Below are 20,309 nucleotides of genomic sequence, written 5' to 3'. Positions count from 1 at the left end.
AAAAGATGGCAAACAGAATCATTTTAAATGAGACCTCATACTTTGGTAAAGGGGCAATTAAACACATCATAGATGAATTACAGCAACGCGGCTATGAAAAAATTGCAGTTGTAACAGACAAAGCTTTGATCGATTTAGGGGTTGCAACAAAAGTCACTCGTTTATTGGAAGAAGCTAGAGTGGACTACGTGATTTATGATGACATCGTTCCAAATCCTACTATTGAAAATGTAAAAGCCGGCGTTGAGTTTGTTAAGCGTTCAGCTGCAGAATGTATGATTGCGATTGGCGGGGGTTCACCAATTGACACGGCTAAAGCAATAGGGATTATTTTAACAAATCCTGAATTTTCCGATGTTGTTAGTTTAGAAGGAGAAGCGAAGACGAAAAATCCAAGCTTGCCAATTTTTGCGGTACCGACGACCTCTGGAACGGCAGCAGAGGTAACAATAAACTATGTAATTACCGATAAAGAAAATCAAAGGAAGTTCGTTTGTGTAGATCCACATGATATTCCAATTGTTGCTTTTGTTGATAGCGATATGATGATGGGAATGCCCAAATCATTATGCGCCGCTACAGGAATGGATGCCATGACTCATGCTATTGAAGGATATATAACCAAGGGTGCTTGGGAAATGACAGATATGATGCACTTAAAGGCAATCGAAATCATCGGGCGTTCTTTGCGTGATTCAGTTGCTGGAAATCAGCTTGGAAGAGAGAATATGGCTCTTGGTCAGTATATAGCTGGAATGGGGTTTTCAAATGTCGGATTAGGATTAGTACACGGTATGGCCCATCCTCTATCCGCATGGTATAACATCCCTCATGGTGTTGCTTGTGCGTCGTTATTGCCAACAATTATGCGCTTCAATAAGGAACATACTGGAGAAAAATACAGAGCTATTGCTGTTGTCTTAGGGATCGAAGGTGCGGATACAATGGATTTGGAAACAGTTCGTAATGCTGCATGTGATGCTGTTGACACCTTAAGTAAAGATGTGGGTATCCCTAGTACGATTTCAGAATTGGGTGTGAAAGCTGAAGATCTGCCAAAAATTGCTGAGGATGCCTTTAAAGATGTTTGTAGTCCTGGTAATCCAAGAGAGGCTTTAGTCAAAGAGATTATTGAATTATATAAAAGCTTAATGTAATTCGAGACTTTCCTACCAAAGATTGGAGAAAAGCTATGGAAATCATTCAAACACCGTTCTTTTGCGTTAATCCGAAAGGATATTTATTTGGCACAGAGCTGCTCGACTTGGCTCTGTGTGCGGATGAATTAGCGTTTCGATATGACCTGACGATATTTTTCACAGTACCATTTACTGAGGCATACCAAGTGGTAAGTCAAACTAAAAATTTAATCATTACATCACAGCACATGGATGGAATACCTTCTGGAAGAGGGATGGGCCATATCTTTCCTGAATCGCTAGTTTCAGTAGGAGCCAAAGCTACTTTTTTGAATCATGCTGAACACCCAATGACCTATCACGACTTGGAAAAAGCTGTAAAAAGAGCAAAAGAGCTAGGCTTACACACAATTATTTGTGCCAATTCAGTAACTGAAGGAAAAGCTGTAGCTCTGCTTGAACCATCAATTATTGTTTGTGAGCCTACTGAATTGATTGGCTCAGGCACAACAAGTGACAAAAGCTATATGGCCGAATGTAATGCAGCTATCAGGGAGATTTCACCAAAAACGAAAATATTACAGGCAGCCGGAATAAGTTCAGCAGCTGATGTTAAAAAAGTACTTGAATCTGGAGCCGATGGGACTGGCGGAACGAGTGGAATTGTTTGTTCCAGCTCCCCAAAGACTACATTACGAGAAATGATTGAGGTTCTTTTGACATACAAGGAGGAATGCTATCCGATGAAAGTCGCAACTAAAGAATTGATCTTGAAATCAAATGGGCGCCGTATTACTTATCATAATGTTACCCAGCAAGTAAACGAGTTTATTAAAGAAAGCGGTATACGATATGGTTTGTGTCTAGTTCAATCACAGCATACTACGTGCTCAGTAATTTTTGAAGAGTTTATGCATGATCTTGATTTTAATGGGGATGATTACCTGCAAGTGGATATGAATACGATATTAGACCGCTTGATACCGAGAGAGCTGTCAGAAAATACCAATTATCGATACCCTGGACCAGCACATAAAGATTTCTTGTTCAAATTGGATCATCCAGAGCACCCTTCAGATCCAGCAATCTTACTGAATGGCGATGCACATATCCGGTCATCTATTTTTGGAGCAAGTGAGACTTTTGCCTTAAATGATGGCGCTTTGTCTATCGGTGTTGTAGGTTCCATTTATTTTGTTGATTTCGATCAAAACCGGGTGAGAGAACGTACTTGTCGAATACAAATAATGGGAAATTAATTTCAATAAAAGAAAGGCTAGCTCGTTCGATAGAAACCTTCTATCGAACGTTTTTTGTGTTAGGGGAAAAGCTATCTATAAAATAAAACAGTTACCGGATTTAAGTATAAGTAAGGAAAATTTGGTTATCAAGAGAGAGAAAGAAGAAAGGATTCTATTAAATAAAACGTATATATAGTTTAAATGAGCAAACTTTTTTTCAAAGTGATTTTTTGAAAGCTTTATTCCATTCTAAGCACATTGTTTTAGTTGTTCTGAATCAGAATCCGCAGTAAAATTTGAAGGAAGGATGTCATTGAGCTTGTTTCGGACATCTCAGGTAAAAATAGATGAGAAAGAAGGGTTATGATGTACGTAGCAGATGAAAAAAGGTATGAAACGATGAAGTACAATCGAGTTGGAAAATCAGGTTTGAAGCTTCCTGCGATTTCACTGGGATTGTGGAACAATTTTGGCGGCTATGACCATTTTGAAAAGCAGCGGGAGATTGTATTGGGGGCTTTTGATCGAGGAATTACACATTTTGATTTAGCCAATAATTATGGTCCGCCTGCAGGAGCAGCTGAAGAGAATTTTGGGCGTATCATGACTCAGGATTTAAAGCCTTACCGTGATGAGCTGATCATTTCATCAAAAGCCGGTTACTATATGTGGCCTGGACCCTATGGTGAGTGGGGATCAAAGAAAAATATCATTGCCAGCTGTGATCAAAGTCTGAAGCGATTGGGCTTGGATTATGTTGACATTTTTTACCATCATCGCCCAGATTACGACACCCCCTTAGAAGAAACGGCGGGTGCTTTGGATCTGCTTGTTCGTCAAGGGAAGGCTCTATATATTGGCATTTCCAATTACGATGCACAAAGGACAGCCGCAATCGCGAAAATCTTTAAAGAATTAAAGACGCCTTTTATTATTCATCAACCACGGTATAACATGTTTGATCGGTGGATTGAGGATGGATTAACAGATGTGTTGGAAGAAGAAGGGCTTGGAGCTATTGTCTTTAGCCCGTTGGCACAAGGCTTATTGACAGATCGATATTTGGATGGAATTCCAGAAGATTCTCGTGCACACCGTTCTGAGATTCAATTTTTAAATGAAGAAAATGTGGAGGATACGCTGTCAATTGTTCGTGAGCTGAATCAAATTGCAAAACAGCGTGGTCAGACATTAGCCCAAATGGCGGTGGCGTGGAATCAGCAGCAAAAAGCTGTTATCAGCGTATTAGTCGGAGCATCTAAACTAAGTCAATTAGAAGATAATATAAAGGCACTGAATAATCTAGATTTCAGTGCAGATGAACTGTCAACGATCGAGCGGATTCTAGCGAAGAAATAATTTTGATTCACATCGGATCAAAAATAGTCCATTTCTGCCAATCGATTTCATCAAGTAAAAAAAGGATAAATAAAATTAAAAGCCTAAACTGCATAGTTCTATGCAGTTTAGGCTTTTATTACGCTTCATCTTCGTCTTGAACGCGGAACATTTTATTGTATCTCTCTTCATCTTCTTGGTTGTCTCGAATCACTTTCGAAAGAGTGAAAGAAGAGGAGATCAAACCAACAGAACCCATTAAATAGTATCCTTTGACCATCAATGGTTCTTTTAATGTATATAGACCAATAAGTATAAGTACACAAAAGAATATGAATGTAGCCCAAGATAACAACACAAAGGCTGGTGTATTCCTGTAAGCTTTCTTTTTGATATTATTATTCAACAAATCACCTCCTGAATCTTTAAAGATTAAACATCTCGCGGCACTATGAATAGTTGAGTTATTGTCATAATGAACATATAAATTTGAAAGGATATACATCTGCTCTGTAGAAAATTACCCCAAAAAACCAAACAAACAACAATTTTCCCCAATCACCACTTTTTTCAAAACATTATTCATCATTTTTTTCAAAACAATAAGTATATTTTATATTAAATGATAATAAATATCAATTGCTTTTTTTGATTGCTGTTCTCAGGTGAAAATGAGTGATTTTGTTTACCTATTTTTTCAAATCAGTACTAAAGCATCTCAACTGACAATTTCTATGGATAAATAGTCAGTGATAAAAAATGATACTGAACAAGGTAGTTTTTTGAGCTCTTGTGTAATCTTTAGCGTGATAATCTTTCGATACTGATGGTTTTCGAAGTTGAGTATTGATCGTATAGTCCTTACTCGTCTTATCAAGAGCTACTCGATTGTATACAAAAAGTGCTCTTCTAGGTTCGTTCCCAGAAGAGTCAGCTCATGTTTTTTTCACAATCTATATACCCATTAACTATCTTGGTTTTATAAAGACCAAGATAGTAAAACAATCAACAGATAACAAATATAACGTGATATTAATTATTTGTTAGCAACATTATATGTCAGCTAGAGTGAAATATCAACTTATTTTTTGACTTTTATTAGTAAAATATCGTGAAATTAAATTATTGAGATTAATTAAGAAATGATTGAGGCTTCGAAATCACAATTATCTGGCAAAAGCTGTACGTTTAGAACGTCAGTTGCGCCGTCAATATAGAAGGAGAATCACATGCGTAGAGGAGAAAATATTTATCAGAGAAAAGACGGTCGTTGGGAAGGACGGTATAAAAAAGGACGTAAGGCTGATGGAAAAGTAAAGTATGGCTATGTCTATGGAAAGACCTTGCAAGAAGTGCGGGTAAAACTTTATCCATTAAAGGTTCATTATCAAACCATTCAAAAAATTCAAGGGAGCTCCTGCATCCCCTTTGAGGAGTGGGGGTATCAATGGCTACAATCGATTCAATATGAGGTGAAGCCGTCTACCTATGAGAACTATCACTACAAACTAATCAAGTATGTTTTTCCTTTTATCGGAAACCAGCTATTAAACGAGTTGAACTCTGAAATAGGAAAACAATTGGTTCAGCAATGGGTTCGTTTAGGCTTAAAGGCCTCCACTATGAAAGCTGCTATGCGCATAGTGTGTCAATGTTTAAATCATGCAAAAAGGTTAGACCATTTGAAAGAGAACCCTTTTTCTACTATTAAAATGCCAAAAGAGAAGAAAAAAAAGATTCGCTCGTTGACCAAAAAAGAACAACAAAATTTGGAAAAGGTTGCTTTAAAAGAAGGAGGGGCACGGGGATTACCAACCTATTTGGCATTGTATACGGGCTTACGAATTGGGGAAGTTGCGGCATTGCGTTGGTCGAATATCGATTTTGAACGAGACATCATACATGTCAATAATACTTATCAACGACTTGCTTTGACAAGCGAGACGCAAAGGACTCAGCTAAGCTATGATACTGCTAAAACCGAAGCAGCGGTAAGAATAGTTCCGTTCGGTATGAAGCTAAAAAAACAATTACTTCGATTAAGGAAGCAATCAACTAGCCTTTATGTATTTTCGAAAAATGGTCGACCAATGGAACCGCGATTGTTGACGTATCATTTTCATCGTTTACGTGATCAAGCAGGTATTCAGGATATTCATTTCCACCAATTGCGTCATACCTTCGCAACTCGTTGTTTGGAGGCTCAAGGAGATATCTTATCTGTGAGCGCTATGTTGGGACATACGTCTACGCAATTAACATTAGATACCTATGCCGATTCGATGATGGAGCAGCGAATGCATGTCATTGTTCAACTGGAGAAAATCCTTCAGTAATTACTAAACAATTTTAAAAAATGAATACACAATTTTGGGTGCTTTCTTTTTCAAATTTAAAGAAAGCGCTTACTTTAAACGGTGATAGTAAAGCAATCACGAAATTTTCAGTCGTCATAAAAAAAATCGAACAACTCTACATTATGCTTGCCATCCTTTTCTATTTGCCGTCAGATTACGTCAAACACCGCTTGTAATCACTTTTACACCAACGTTTTAGACGTGCTTCTTGGTTTTTATAAGACCAAGGTAAAAATGAATGGGTGTTTATTTCTATGATTCATTTTACCAGATAACCTTTTTTTCTGTTAAAAGTTATGGGTGAGAAAACGAAAAGTTTCGCTTGTTTTTTGTGAGAGTTAGAAATGAACCTATTCGATATCATAATTTTTTGGTTTTTATGATGGACTGGAGCGAATCACAATGATTTAACAGCTGTTGCTGAAATTTGATCAAGATAGTTACTCTAATCCAGTTGAGTCAAAGTGGAGGTGTATAGTTTTTGGAAAAAAAGTCTAAGAACTTTATAAAAATGAGGGGTGTGATCAGAAAAACAAAAATTTTGCTGAGCATCTGGGTGGTTCTGGGGATTAATGTACCAGTATTTTCAGAGGTTGCTTTAGCTGAGACGGAAACAACAACGACGAATACTTCTTCACGAGAGGCTACTCAGAGCAATGTAGTAGAAAATGAACTATCTGAGAATAGTCAATCAACGCCGATAAAGGAATCTGATGAACGCAAAACCACAGAAGAAAGCAATGCTTTGGTTCCAGAAAATAGTGAACCCGAAAAGAATATAAAGCGTGCTGCGAAAAACACTAGAGGAACAACAGATGCTGCTGTCTCGAAAATAACTGTTTCAAATACAGGAATAGTTTTGAAAAATGATGGAAGCTATCTCTTGATGGATACACCAAAAGATTATGTGGATGGTACATACGATCCTGACACTCATGTGAAGGAAGAAGGTCAGTACGACGAGAACACCATCGTTGAATTTTCGAATTCAGGGAGCACCACTATTAATGAACTCTATTCTGAAAGAAAACCTTCAGGTGTTAATCAGATTCAGCAAATCATTATTGCAGATGGCACGTTTAGTGAGTTAACCATTTTAAGTGACTCTGCTTTGGCTGTTCATAACAATTTGGATTATGGAATCAAGGTTTCAAAATTGATCATTGGAGAGAGAGAGGAACTGGACTGGAAGCCAGTTAAACTAGATGTATCATCAAATAAAATTGGGATTTATACGGTTGATGGGACGGAGAACATTACCGGAGATGTTCATACTTCGGCGAATCAAGCAGGCATTAGCGTAACAAAAGAAAACCCGCCTGCTCGCGAGGATTATTCAGCAATGAGCGCTTTTCGGGAGAAGCTCGAGCAAGAAAATGCATACGGCGAGTATATAGGAGAAATCGGGACAAAAATGCATGCAGAAGCAAGTGGAAGTTCGGGTTCAGGGGCTGTATTTACAAGGTATACGTTGGACGGAGCCGAGTTGACCGGTAAGTCCAATTCAGAAGGCTACGGTGTTTTTTCGACAGAAGGAGCAGCCGTAGAAACAAAATATGGATCTGCCGGGGAAGCAACTGATCGTTTTTATGAAGCCTATCTAACGGGAGAAGCCTCTACTGGTATTGGTATTTTTATTGAGGGGATCCTACTAAATTATGGTGGGAAAATTGATGGTACTTCCGTATCGGGAAATGGGGTAGAAGCGAATTATTACGAAGCTTATCCTGATTCACATAGCGGGGAGGATTTTCTTTCTGATTTAAAGGGAACAACCAACACAGGCTTTGGAATAATAATGAGAAACTTTTATGATAATGGCGGAGTGCATGAGATTACAGCGGGGTCAATACAACTGACTTCAGGAACAATCAATGGTCAATCAACAGATGGTACGGGGATTTTTGCTGGAGGGATTCGAGTAGAACCAGAACAAGAGGTAGGAGTTACAGGCTCTGCTATCAAAGGACAAGGAATCGTAGCGGAGGAGATGCTTACGAATAAGTATGACTCTCCAAAACCAAAGATTTCTATTTTGGGCGAATCGACTGGCGAGTCTAATACGACCATGGCAACGATTGAACAGTTATTTTCAGACAACAATATTTCAAGCGGTGAATTACCTACGTCCGCTGGAGCTATTTTACTTCGGGGATTAGATCATTCAGGAGTTGATTTAAGCTTAAAGGCAACCGCACCGATTGAAATAGACGCCTCCTATGGTATTTATTCAAACGATGAAATGGAGTCAAGAATTGGCATTGTAGGAGATAAGAATGTGTCGGTTGAGGCCAAGGGAGATCATGGTATAAAAGCCGCTCAATTGGATATCCGCTTGGAAGAGGCATTATCAGATACGGCAGGGGTGATAACCGTAGATGTGGATGCTCGTTCAGCAGGAATTCAGACAAAACGGGATATCTCCATTACTGGGTATAGTGAAACCGAGCATGATACAGGATCGAAAATCAACATTGTCGCTAGTGAAGGAAAGGGTATCGTTGCACAACAAGGCCTGAGGCTGTCCTTTACAGGTGATTCCAATTTATATCAAATTCCAGTAACGATTTCAGCAAGAGACATTGCTATAGAAGCGGATAATACTAGTGGAGATGAAGGGGCTAGTACACAGATAGAGTTCTCTGGAATCAATGCCACGATTATCAATGCTGCGATTGGGATTAAAGGGATGGACCAAAATAATTATAATTTCTCAGATAGCTATTTATCCATTAAAACTAGTGACAAAGGAATCGAACTCAAGGAATCGGATGAATCAGGCTATATGACGCTTTATAGAACCTCTATGGAGATTGAGAGTGGTACCTACGGATTTAGAACCGACAATATCTCTTTAAACATTGAAGGCGGAGGGAGTCAGCGAAAAGGGCATTTAAGCGATAGCATAGACGTAATAGCTCAAAAATATCCAATCTGGTTTGCTGGGATTTCTTCAGAAGGACAACCGATTCTCACCATCTATAATAACAAGAATTATGATGAAGAATGGAATGAACAACCCAATGAGTTGAGCATTAAGGCAACTTCTAAAACCCTTCAACCCGATAAAGGAAGCTATCCAGCTTTTTATGTAGAGAATCATCAAATAGATACAGATGGGTCTCTAGAGGACATTAAAATCATTGAAAATTATGAAACAAAGGTTTCTGATCCTTTCAATGCGACACCGACGACACCTTATTCAACAGCTGCAGATTTCAATATTGAAAAATATGCTAATTATGAGTGGACAGCTGTTAGGACGGATACGAATAACGATATTGTTATTGATACATCTCAGATTGCTCAAAACAAATTGTTTACCTCGGATACCGACTACACTGAAGCAAAATTGACTGCGAGACGTTTGAATCATAAATCAGCAGAACGAATTTTTACTGATGAGAGTAGTGTTGTAAATCCAGACATGATTTTACACGAGATCAATATGTTAGTCCGACGTGAACAGCAATATACTGTCACGTATGATCCTAACGGAGCGGATGGCGGAACGACTCCTAATGATCCAACATTATATAGCCAAGGTGATATAGTGAATGTCGCTCCACAAGGTGATTTAGTCAAATCCGATCACAAATTCGTTGGTTGGCTAAACAGTGTGGATAATCAAATCTATCAAAATCCATTCTTATCCAGTTCACCAACTACGTATACGATGGCACAAGCAGATGTAATTTTTACAGCTCAGTGGCAGCCAGATAGTATCGTCGAGGAGTTAGAATTGTTAACCGCAAAGATTCCTGACCAGTTAAAATTTGGGACACATAAAATAGAAAACAGCGCAGATAAGACCTACTACGCAACAGATAGCGGAAGTGATAATGAGAATGCGGCGGCGACAGATATGACAACAGGAGCGGTCGGTGTTAAGGATACTCGCTTATCCACTGTTGGTTGGAGTCTGACAGTAAAGCAGCTGACTCAATTTAAGACAGCCTCCAATCAAGAACTGACCGGAGCTCAACTATCGTTTCATGCTGGACAACCCGACTTGAGTCAAAGTACTGGAGGAGCACCAGGCGGTGTAAGTGATCAAAGAGTCACCCTAACCCCCAATGTCTCAAGTCAGCTGCTACTAGCCTCAAATGGACAAGGTAAAGGAATCGTTGAATTGCCGCTTGAAAAATTTAAGCTAGAGATCCCTAGCACCGCTGAAAAGTATGCTAGTGACTATACAACTCAAATAGAGTGGCTGGTGTCAAATATACCGTAAACGGAGGAAGGGAGAAGAACGAATGAAAAAGCAGCTGATGAGAATTTTTGCTTGCCTGTTCTTGAGCCTGTTCGTATTTCTAGCAAACACCTCTATTGGGTACGGTGCTCAGGAATTGGAAAATAATAAAAATGGTTCAACCGGCAAAGTTGGCTTCTATTTAGAAGACACAAAAACTTCTGAGAGCAATACGAAAGAAGAAACGGTTTCTAAAACACGACCTTCCTCTGACTCACGATCACAATCCAATAAGCAGTTTCCGCAAACAGGCAGCTTGATAAAGTGGTCGACAGTTGGTATAGGGATAGGCATAATAGCGTTTTGTATCATGCTTTATTTAACTAAGTTAGTAAAACACTTGTTGTTTTATTATAAAAAAAATTAAGGAGAGAATAATATGAAGAAAAGAACATTAGGTTATGTGTGTGGAGTCGTTGGGATTTCACTATTAAGTTTGAATGCGGGGTTGCCAACAGCTGCTGCAGCGGTCACTAAAACAACAGATGGGCATGTTGCTTATGTTGAAGGGGACTTAGAGTTAGTTGGCTCTGACTTACCAGATGACCTTGACTTTGGATCGCATACGATTCAGTACGACACGGATAAGACTTATTACGCAACTGACAGCGGAACCGATAATGAAAACGCGTCAGCATCGGATCTTACAACAAGTGCGGTAAAGGTAATCGATGGCCGTAGTGCGGCTAGCAAAGGCTGGAGTGTAACGGTTCAACAAACGGCTCAATTCAATGATGGTACAAATGATTTAGCTTCAGCAGAATTGGCTGCATATGGTGATCCAACTTCAGTTCCAGTTTCTGGTTCAACTGATTTTACTTCTGGAAAATTGACGTTAATTCCTGGCCAGGAGAAAAAAGTAATGGGCGCAACAGCTACTGAAACTGGTTCTGTCGGAAAAGGGACAACTACTTTAAACTTAACACACTTTACATTGGACGTACCGGGGGCATCTGCTAAATCAGTAGGTACCTACGATTCTGAAATCGTTTGGACTGTTTCAGCAACTCCAGCAACTTAATAAGTTACGAGTAAGATTGGCTCAAACATTTCTGATTTTTAAGGCAATGTTTGAGCCAGTTTTTATGATAAATAAGATGAAATAAAAGAGAGGTCAGTACATGAAAAGCCGTAAGTTTGTTATTTTTTTACTAAGCACATTTCTGATTTTTAGTGGGTTAGCATTTGCCCAAACAGCCCAAGCAGTTGACGGGTTAAAATTTAGCGTGACGCCTAATATCCCTGATAATCAATACAATAAGGAAGTCTCCTATTTTGATTTGCTTATGAATCCTGGAGACGAACAAGAAATTGCAGTTCTGCTGAAAAACCCTACAGATGAAAATGTAGTTATATTGCCGCAGATAAATTCAGCAATGACTAACACTGGCGGAGTTGTTGAATATTCCAATCATAATAATAAAGAGCGTGTATATGATAAAAGTTTAAAACACAATATTGAAGATATTGTGCAATTGTCAGAAAAAGAGATTACGTTGTCTCCAGGGGAAGAAAGAGAGTTGAAATTAACGATCACTATGCCCTCGGAAGAATTCAAAGGCGTGATTGCTGGGGGGATTTACTTAGCTCAAAAAGGTGAATCGAGCAAGAATAATGACGAAAAATCCAGCAAAGAAACCTCAACCAGTTTAAAAAATCTTTATGGCTATCAAATCGCCTTATTATTGCGAAATAATGACGAGTTAGTAACACCAAAAGTTGTTTTTGAAGGAGCTCAGGCGGACCAATTGAACGTACGAAATGCAGTGTCTCTGAAAGTACGCAACAGCACTCCTACATATATAAATAAAGTGAACTATCAGGCTGAATTAAAGAAAAAAGGATCAGATGAGGTAATCGCTAAAACAGATCAAAAAGATATGCAATTTGCCCCTAACACCATTTTTGACTTATTTGTTTCTATGAAAGGGAAGCAATATGAAGCAGGTGACTATGTTTTGACTGGATCGATCGTTTCTGGAAATAATAAGTGGCCAGTCAACGAAGAGTTTACAGTGACCCGCGAACAAGCAAATAAATTTAATGAAGCTGATCCAGATGTTGAGCCTGAAAGTTATACCCTAGTTATTATTCTTGGAGCAATCGTTGCTGTAGCTGTTTTAGTAGCAATCTATTTGATTCGCAAAAACAAACAGCAAAAAGCATTATTGGAAAAATTGAAGAATGAAAAAAAATAAAAACAAATCTTAATTAGAGCTGGATAGAAATCATGCATCAGTTTTTTGGTGTTAAGCTAATAAAATTTCAGAATAGCGTAGGTGTGTTTTAACTGGATGCAAATTGCTAAAACACTCAAAACAACGGAGGGACATTATGACTAAAATTTTAATACTAACGAAAAATTCACTCGCCGAACAAGACCTTCAAAGCGCCCTTCAACGGTTAAACGACGAGGTGTATTGCTCGTCTAGTTTACTGTATCAGGCAGCGGACTGTTTGGAACTTATTCAACACTTTTCTGTAATAATCCTTAGCGATACGATTTCAACTCTAGAATTAGTGGATTGTTTACCAATTTTGCTCAAAAGCGGCCGCAAAATTGTTCGTAAAGGGGATCGAGAGTTAATCAAAAGCGGAGAGTTTTCATGGATGTTAGAGGATATTGATGATTGGATCGATGCTAAAACGCCAACAGCAGAACTTGTAGAAGTAATTGCAAGAAACAATGTTTCAGAAAAAAAAGAGTCACAACAGGAAAGTCAGATGTCACTTAACAAAATGAATGGGAAAGGATTATCAGAAATCAAATGCCAACACTTTCTTTCTGGCCTATCCAATAACGAACGGAAAGTGCTTCTCCAGCTGTACAAGGCAGAAAGCAAGACTGTTGCAAGAGAAGACTTTTGTCAAAGTTTATGGGATAGCGCTCCAACAAACTCTAACCTGAGCCAACTATCATCGTTAATTAATCGATTAAAAATAAAAATTGAGGAAGTCGGATTTGAAAAGTCTGAGCTGCAAACGGTTTGGGGAAAGGGGTATCGAATGGGATTGGCTATCCATTCCTTTCTAGCAAAAAACGAATTTGGTGTGAAATCGTAATTTTTTAGTGTACAGAAAAGGGATGAGGTGTATTCCGTCTACGTGACAGGATACACTTCAAATTATCTTTTCTGTACACTTTTGTTTTACATAATGGTTCTCTGTCTTTTGAAAAGACTTATAGAACAATCCGTTCAAAACCAGCATAATCAGGCATCCAAAATCTGAAGGATTTTCTGGTTGATAGCGAGGATATCTGAAAGAGTTACTTGGGCATCAATCAGCAGCGTTTCAACGAAGGAGTCGCTCTCAGAAAGAAAATTTGTACTTATACAGAAATCCGCATTTTGATAGGCTATCGAGTTACTTATTTCAAGGTTGTAAAAGCTTTGAAAAGTACTTTTAATCCGCTCGATGACAAAAAATTCAAGAACAGTAGGCAAGTCAGTCTCTACTTTTATTCTAATTTTTTTTGCAAATTTAGAGGGACTTTCAATCAGTGTACTTGCTATTGCAAATGTTAGAGCTAATCCTTGACGTTTGTCAGGATCATCAGGATAAACAGCTGATTGGGCTAATAAATTGGTCGTGTGGAACAGCAGCTTTGGAAAATGCTTTTTTATATATTTTTCTACTTCGTATCCAGTTACTGTAAAGCTTGTTTTGCCAAACAGTTCTACAGATAGACAGCCTGCCATAATTGTACTTAAAAAGCTTTGTTTAGTGTTCGTTGAAAAGGTGTCAAAATCAGAAAAATGATTTGAGTCTTTCAATAATTCGCTGAAAGGATTTGGATAGGGCAATAGTCCTGCAGGAGCTTTGTCTAAGAAATGAACCAATTTACTATTTAGTAAATAAAAATTAGAGTTAGAATAGAACCAAAGAATCAGAAAGTAGATTTCTGTTCGATCTAAAAGATACTTTGAATGTAGCTCTTCTAACAATGCCGTGTTGAAATCACTATCTGTACTCAAGATGATTGCCAGCAAGTTTTTAGCGATATAAGGAGAATGCTTGATAGAGTCAATTTTCTTTCCCTCGATACGAAAGCCCTTTCTAAAACGTAGAATAGTGACGGCAAAAACGTAACAGGTAAGCTTAAGGCCTATGTCATTGTACTTAATAGTATTTTTAGCAAAAATACTAGCTACAAGTTCTTCACATTTTTTCTCAGAAATACCAGGGAATGGCCAATAGGACCCATGGTAGATATTCCAAAAAAAGGCAACTGCGAAAAATCGAATTTTTGCCTCGTCTCCACGCAGTAGGACATTTCCATCTCTTCTTTTTAAGGAAAGTCCGATATCTTCAAAGAGAGGCTTTAACTCATAAAGGCGCTTTCGAACCTTCGATTCAGAAATAAAATTATCATGAGTGAATTTTATGATATTTATTTCATTATTCTGTAAAAGCAGTTCTACTAATTTGAAAAATGGATTCGTTTGAATGACCTGTTGATAAATAATTTTATAGTCTTTTTTAGTTCCAGTAAATTTATATCCTTGACCACGTTTAGCAAGCAAGATTTCTTTTGATCTATTTTCTTCTATGTAAGGGGTATTCTGCAATAAATCAAAGTATTTATAAATAGAATGTCGATTCATTTTTAATTGGGTACTTAATTCCTCAACGTCTATAAATCGAGGGTTCTTATATAATACTCGGAGCAGCTCCAGCTCTTTTACTGACTCATTTCCCAAGAAATTATTTAAATGAATCATGGTAGACCTCCGTTTTCTATAAGAAACAGTATATATTTAATTTTATTCAAATATTAACATAATTTGGCTCTGAAGATATCTTTTTAACTTAAGTGACCGTTGGTATATATTTTACAAGAGAAACTAGAAAATCATGAGGATGTATACGCAAAAAAGCGCCTGCTAAATAGCAGACGCTCAATAAATTGAAAGAAACTATTCATCTTGCTTGAGAATTCCTTCTGGTAGAGTGGAGTTCCTTTAACACAGAATTTAGAGCGAAAAAATCCTCATAGCTTAAATTTTGATTGATAAAAACTACGGGTTTTCCACTAATACTCAAGCGATGAGTATTTGGGGCAGAACTGGTCGCGATGATTAAGTCATGCTCCTCGCTGGCATTTTTAACAAAATGAATGTGATACCAATTGATAAAAATGGATGAAATTCTTTGTTTTACTCGTTGTTCTGCAAAAACGGGCAGATCGCTTTCGAAATAAATTGTAATGGGCGGTTCAAATTTACTTAGTTGTTCTATCGAAATAAGAAACAGTGTATACCTCATATGTAGTTGTTCCCTCTCCCGAAAAAGTGCTAGATTGGTGTGTGCCTGCAAATCATCGATCAATTGATACACCTCGTTTGCAGCAAAAGGATACGAAGCTTTAGTTTCTGTCGTGATATCATACCCAATAATACCGATTGGGAAGCCCTTGAAAATATCTGTAAAAAGATGGCACGCAATGAAATACCCCATGGTACTTTTCTCTAGATCATCATCAACAGGAATTTCAAAACGCTGCTTGAAAAAATGAAAAAAATCCTTTGAAGCTTCATAAGCAGGCGTGTTGTATTTCTTATGGGCCTCAATGAAACGCGCACTTAATTCGGGGAAATCATATGTTTTTACAAATGTTTGCAGCACAATTAGGAAAAAATTTATTTCGTTATCTGAGAGTAGATATTCCTTTAAAGCAGAATCCAATTGCAGCTGATGATTCACTTCTTCATACACATTCCATTCAGAACGCCAATCAATCATTTTTCCTTGATGGTAACGTAAAATGATGATCGCTAAGGAGTAACTTAATAGACGCTTATCTGTTTCGCTCAAATCACTGGAGTTAAGCCTTTCTAGTGCCAGAATATCATTTATTGTTCTGTTGATTTTCTCTTCTTTTAATGTAGGAAAAGGCCAGCAGCTTCCTTTAAAGGTCATCCATGTCGAAATAAGAAAATACATTCTAATTTGAGATTCGCTGCCGATCAATTCATAGCTGCCATTTTTATAGATTATTTGGATACCATAGGGAGCTAAGTTTTTTCTGAAAGAACGAATTTTTCTTTTAATAGTAGATTCACTAACAAAGAATTCTTGTTCTAGCTGTGTTAGGTTATTTGGCTGACTTGAAAAAAAGCGACGCATCAGTTTTATCGTTAAGGTATCTTCCAATAGATAGACCTTAAATTGAGAAAGGATATTTTTATTTTTTGCCTCCAAAAATATGCCCTGACTCTTGCTAATCAAAATCTGCAGGTCACCCTTCGCGAACTTTTCTGAATCCTCTGCGAGCTCTTTACAATATTTCAAGATCGTTTTCTTTTCAATTGAAGTTAGTGCAGAAAGCTTTTCTGCACTATACCATTGTGAAGTATTCTCAATAATACTTAAGATTCTTAATTTGGTTCGAATATTCTTATTAAAAATATAAGGATCAATCATCGTAACCCTCCATTTCTTTTATCCAGATGAGCTTATCATAATTATGTAAATAGTAAAAAAGTAATCCATTATTTTGACGGTCATTTTTTTCCATTTCTTAATGGTATTTTTCGATCTGCACGAAGACTTGAAAGTCTCTATAATTCGTAAAGTCAACTCAAAACACAAAGGAGAATAACTTTATGAAGAATAATTCAAACACAACTCGATATTTGAAGGGGGCTGTGATTGCTACAGTATTGGCTAGTCCATTATTATACAACACGCATTATTTTGCCAAGGAGAATGATCACGTCAAGGTAGTAAACACGGAAAAACATCAACCAAAGCTGCTTGATTTAGATGCTCAGGCTAAATTAGATGCTATCGAACCAACAATGAACTTAAACACAGGTTTTACCGATACCTTCAGAACGCTGACTGCTGATGGAGATGTACTCCATGTTAGTACGAAAGGGAAATCAGGATTTTCGGCAGGAGTCGGAGCCCAATTTAAACAAGAAATTTTTATTGATCCTGAAATTGCCGATGAATTCTTTTCAACACCAAATTATGAAAAATACATTCGAGGAACGGTTACTCGACCAAGTGGACTTGGGACAACCACGAATAAGATTGAAGGCGATCTTTGGAACAAAAAAACAGGCCTTTTCAATTCTGAAACGATGTATTATGAAGCAAATGGTCAGAAGATCGTTTATAAATCACCAAACTTTACTGTTAATTTAAGTTCGGTAACCTTACAAACAGATCTGTATATTGACTTAGGCCAATGGCATAAAGATACGAACCGTTTAGTTGAGCGGAAAGATTCTTACTCAATTCGTTCACGCAGCAGCTCTGCTGATTTTATTACGATAGGCGGCAAAGGCTCGATCGTTTCGGTTGTCAATGGTGAGAGCATTTTAGATTCTTGGATTGAAAATCCTGTTGAAGATACGACAATGTACCGTCTGGAAGAGCAGCCATCATTTTTCTATGGAAATGGTTTGCAGGATGAAAAAAATGAGCATGAAACAGACTATGTCATTGAATTGGCGGTAAACAATCAGCCTTATCGGGAAATAGCAATGGATGAAAAAGGAGATTGGGAGTTTGACTTTGGTACCTATCTGAAGGACAGTGATGTAGTTTCTGCCCGGGTCAAGGGAACAGAAAAATATACAAACAATAATGGAAAAGTAAATACTAAATACTCTGATTTTGTTTATGCAATAAATGAAACGGATATTGTCCCTTGGAAAGATTGGAAGGTTGAAGCGCCTGCAATTGCTCAAGCGTATGAAGAAGAATTTTTAGTTCAAATGACGACACCTGTTCAAAACAGACAATTAAATCGTTCTTATCAATTAGAAGTAACACTTAATGGTGAAGAGATTTACAAAAAAGAAAATATTAAAGACGACGTAGATGTTGTTGTTCCTTATATAGATGGGCTGAAAGATGGGGATGTCGTTGAAGCAACAATTACTGGTAAGCAATCAGGTGAGGCAGATAAAACAGCGAAGTCTCAAATGGTTGTTGTGAAAGAAGAGACAGACGGCTATGAAGACTGGGAAGTGCAGCCGGCAGTCTTCAAGAATACATTTTCTGCTGGGGAAACAATGATTTCAGGCTTTATCCCCATCCAAAACCATGCTGGAGAACGTACGTATGACTATGAATTGTATGTCAATGACACATTGGTAGATTCAGAAAAAGATATTGAAGCCGTATTGAAGTCTTATCCGTTTGAAGCAGAAGTAGATGAATTGGCTCCAAATGATGTAGTGAAGGCTGTAGTCATTGGGCATCAAGATAAAAAAGCAGATAAAGTAGTTGAAACAACCCAGGTGGTCAACGACAACACCGATTGGAATGACTGGAAGATCACTACACCTACATTAAATGAAGTAACCGATGCAGATCACGCGTTAACAGGAAATACGGGTAGCCAAAGCACAGAGTTTGGACGCACGTATGCCATTGAAGCGTTTGTGAATCAAAAATCAGTAGGCACTATTGATGTGGAAGCAGACAAAGAATTCAAATTTGATTTGCCGCAAGACGTGAAGCTGGCCGAAAATGACGAAGTAGCTATAAAAGTTATAGGTTCTCAAGCAGGTCGAGAAGACAAATACAGTGAGGAAGCAAAACGTACTGTAACTGAAGCTTCAAATTACACAGGCTGGAAAATCAATCAGCCTACGCTAAATAGTGTGAAAAGTACAGATGAAGAATTAACTGGCTCAATTGGCAGCCAAGACACAGAATTTGGACGTACCTACGAGCTAGAAGCTTTCGTCAACGAAGAATCAATTGGAAAAATTGATGCTGAAGCTGGAAAAGAGTTCAAATTTACGCTACCAAAAGAAGTGAAATTAGCTGATGGCGATGAAGTAGCTGTTCAAGTAATCGGTCACCAAGCGGACAAAAAAGATAAGACCAGTGAAAAAGTGGCTGTGAAGGTTGAAGACATATCAGATTATGATGAATGGGTCGTTGAAGAAGCAAGTCTTAATGAACTATTCGAACATGATGCAACGATTTCAGGCCATATCCCTCAAGAAGATAGCAATTTTGACCGGAATTACGATCTAGTTGTCCGCATTAACGGTGAGGAAACAGCTTCTAAAGCGGTTATTTCTGATACAGATTACAAAGTAACGCTTCCTAAATCTATTGATTTAATAGAAAATGATGAAGTTTCTGTTCAAGTAATCGGTCACCAACCAGATAAAGAAGACAAAGCTAGTGAAGAAACTAAAATGACTGTTGCCAAAAAATCTTATCCAACTACATCAAAATTTGAGATTGGCTACTGGGAAAACTTTGGCTTAGTGTATGAAGGAAAGATCGAGAATGAAGGATGGGACCTATCAGATGCCGCACGTGTTACCAAGACAGCTAATCTAATTGATGCAGAAACAAAACAAGTTGCAGCCAAACTAGACGTGGCAAATACAGACTGGTATCAAGAAGGACGTTTCAATGGCTATCAAATCATTGCCAGCAATGATGTATTAGGAGCACTAGATGAAGGAACATACACGATTCAAATGACTGTTGCCATTGATGGCGAAGTTGTTGAGGAAACAGAGCTAGATTTGACTCAAATGATCTCACGTATGGGACCAATCCATGACAATTATGCTGATTTAGAAAAAGTAGTTGTTAAGAGCAACACTGTTCAACCAAAGGTTATCGGCAATCGACCTGGAATTTCTATTACTAAAAATTCAACTGACTCGATCAAGCTAGTGAACAAATACTGGAATAAAGAAAATCAGCTAGTTTTTGAAGGCTATCTTGATAGCGAAACAGCTCGTTCTGGTTCAAGTAAAAATTTAGTCGTTACTAACAAAGATGGCGAAGTCGTGTATGAAAAAGCAAGTTTGACATCTGCACCAAGTTCATGGGGGCTGCCGACAGAGATTTCAGATGAAGAATCCTTCCAAGCGATTATTCCAGAAGAATTTTCGGATCAAGCAGCGTTCACCTATACTTTGGTGGTAAATGAAGACAATGGACAGGAACTTTTTAGCGGCACATTTGGCTAGTCTCACAGGGCACGAAA

The 20,309-nt window shown here is 37.9% G+C and carries 13 protein-coding genes and 1 pseudogene; 11 read left to right on the top strand and 3 right to left on the bottom strand.

The genetic code is table 11. From position 1 onward, the window contains the following. The first annotated feature begins 5 nt into the window (after positions 1-5). The 4 genes and pseudogenes from fucO (at position 6) to IGI67_RS25045 (ending at position 3,739) form a co-directional block, all read left to right on the top strand. A complete protein-coding gene (gene fucO, locus IGI67_RS25060; protein ID WP_429959772.1) occupies positions 6-1,157 on the top strand; it encodes a lactaldehyde reductase in 1,152 nt (383 codons plus the stop codon). Between the two features lie 35 nt (positions 1,158-1,192). Continuing rightward, positions 1,193-1,873, top strand: a pseudogene (locus IGI67_RS25055) (triose-phosphate isomerase); the annotation flags it as partial. 9 nt (positions 1,874-1,882) lie between these two features. After that, on the top strand, positions 1,883-2,398 hold the full coding sequence (locus IGI67_RS25050; protein WP_429959828.1) for a YjbQ family protein: 516 nt from the start codon (positions 1,883-1,885) through the stop codon (positions 2,396-2,398). A 348-nt stretch (positions 2,399-2,746) separates the two neighbouring features. After that, positions 2,747-3,739, top strand: coding sequence for an aldo/keto reductase (locus tag IGI67_RS25045; protein WP_429959771.1), 993 nt, complete (start codon positions 2,747-2,749; stop codon positions 3,737-3,739). A 118-nt stretch (positions 3,740-3,857) separates the two neighbouring features. Here the strand turns inward: IGI67_RS25045 and IGI67_RS25040 are convergent, their stop codons facing one another. Continuing rightward, on the bottom strand, positions 3,858-4,112 hold the full coding sequence (locus IGI67_RS25040; protein ID WP_347401785.1) for a YiaA/YiaB family inner membrane protein: 255 nt from the start codon (positions 4,110-4,112) through the stop codon (positions 3,858-3,860). An 835-nt stretch (positions 4,113-4,947) separates the two neighbouring features. On the opposite strand from IGI67_RS25040, the gene IGI67_RS25035 reads away from it, so the two are divergent. The 6 genes from IGI67_RS25035 to IGI67_RS25010 all read left to right on the top strand — a co-directional run bounded on the left by IGI67_RS25035 (position 4,948) and on the right by IGI67_RS25010 (position 13,390). After that, a complete protein-coding gene (locus IGI67_RS25035) occupies positions 4,948-6,054 on the top strand; it encodes a tyrosine-type recombinase/integrase (RefSeq protein WP_429959770.1) in 1,107 nt (368 codons plus the stop codon). 502 nt (positions 6,055-6,556) lie between these two features. Then, a complete protein-coding gene (locus IGI67_RS25030) occupies positions 6,557-10,309 on the top strand; it encodes a WxL domain-containing protein (protein WP_429959769.1) in 3,753 nt (1,250 codons plus the stop codon). A gap of 22 nt (positions 10,310-10,331) precedes the next feature. Further along, entirely contained in the window at positions 10,332-10,694 is a 363-nt protein-coding gene (locus IGI67_RS25025; RefSeq protein WP_207107613.1) for a hypothetical protein, read from the top strand. Between the two features lie 12 nt (positions 10,695-10,706). Beyond that, positions 10,707-11,348, top strand: a complete 642-nt coding sequence (locus IGI67_RS25020) for a WxL domain-containing protein (protein ID WP_429959768.1) — start codon at positions 10,707-10,709, stop codon at positions 11,346-11,348. A gap of 100 nt (positions 11,349-11,448) precedes the next feature. Continuing rightward, entirely contained in the window at positions 11,449-12,525 is a 1,077-nt protein-coding gene (locus IGI67_RS25015) for a DUF916 and DUF3324 domain-containing protein (RefSeq protein ID WP_429959767.1), read from the top strand. Between the two features lie 136 nt (positions 12,526-12,661). After that, on the top strand, positions 12,662-13,390 hold the full coding sequence (locus IGI67_RS25010; RefSeq protein WP_429959766.1) for a winged helix-turn-helix domain-containing protein: 729 nt from the start codon (positions 12,662-12,664) through the stop codon (positions 13,388-13,390). A 149-nt stretch (positions 13,391-13,539) separates the two neighbouring features. Here the strand turns inward: IGI67_RS25010 and IGI67_RS25005 are convergent, their stop codons facing one another. Together IGI67_RS25005 and IGI67_RS25000 are read right to left on the bottom strand one after the other, a co-directional pair. Further along, on the bottom strand, positions 13,540-15,051 hold the full coding sequence (locus IGI67_RS25005) for a helix-turn-helix domain-containing protein (protein WP_429959765.1): 1,512 nt from the start codon (positions 15,049-15,051) through the stop codon (positions 13,540-13,542). A 199-nt stretch (positions 15,052-15,250) separates the two neighbouring features. Next, entirely contained in the window at positions 15,251-16,753 is a 1,503-nt protein-coding gene (locus IGI67_RS25000; RefSeq protein WP_429959764.1) for a helix-turn-helix domain-containing protein, read from the bottom strand. Positions 16,754-16,935: 182 nt separating this feature from the next. Here IGI67_RS25000 and IGI67_RS24995 point away from each other — a divergent pair, with 182 nt between their 5' ends. After that, positions 16,936-20,292: a hypothetical protein gene (locus IGI67_RS24995; RefSeq protein WP_429959763.1), complete on the top strand. Its 3,357-nt coding sequence runs from the start codon at positions 16,936-16,938 to the stop codon at positions 20,290-20,292. The last annotated feature ends 17 nt before the right edge of the window (positions 20,293-20,309 follow it).

Source organism: Enterococcus sp. AZ196 (assembly GCF_050498845.1).
Lineage (GTDB): Bacteria > Bacillota > Bacilli > Lactobacillales > Enterococcaceae > Enterococcus_A > Enterococcus_A murrayae.
This window is presented reverse-complemented; position numbering and strand designations above follow the sequence as displayed.

Coding starts and splice junctions, on each gene's coding strand:
- fucO (WP_429959772.1), top strand. CDS start 6: ATGGCAAACAGAATCATTTTAAATGAGACCTCATACTTTGGTAAAGGG.
- IGI67_RS25050 (WP_429959828.1), top strand. CDS start 1,883: ATGAAAGTCGCAACTAAAGAATTGATCTTGAAATCAAATGGGCGCCGT.
- IGI67_RS25045 (WP_429959771.1), top strand. CDS start 2,747: ATGTACGTAGCAGATGAAAAAAGGTATGAAACGATGAAGTACAATCGA.
- IGI67_RS25035 (WP_429959770.1), top strand. CDS start 4,948: ATGCGTAGAGGAGAAAATATTTATCAGAGAAAAGACGGTCGTTGGGAA.
- IGI67_RS25025 (WP_207107613.1), top strand. CDS start 10,332: ATGAAAAAGCAGCTGATGAGAATTTTTGCTTGCCTGTTCTTGAGCCTG.
- IGI67_RS25020 (WP_429959768.1), top strand. CDS start 10,707: ATGAAGAAAAGAACATTAGGTTATGTGTGTGGAGTCGTTGGGATTTCA.
- IGI67_RS25015 (WP_429959767.1), top strand. CDS start 11,449: ATGAAAAGCCGTAAGTTTGTTATTTTTTTACTAAGCACATTTCTGATT.
- IGI67_RS25010 (WP_429959766.1), top strand. CDS start 12,662: ATGACTAAAATTTTAATACTAACGAAAAATTCACTCGCCGAACAAGAC.
- IGI67_RS25005 (WP_429959765.1), bottom strand. CDS start 15,051: ATGATTCATTTAAATAATTTCTTGGGAAATGAGTCAGTAAAAGAGCTG.
- IGI67_RS25000 (WP_429959764.1), bottom strand. CDS start 16,753: ATGATTGATCCTTATATTTTTAATAAGAATATTCGAACCAAATTAAGA.
- IGI67_RS24995 (WP_429959763.1), top strand. CDS start 16,936: ATGAAGAATAATTCAAACACAACTCGATATTTGAAGGGGGCTGTGATT.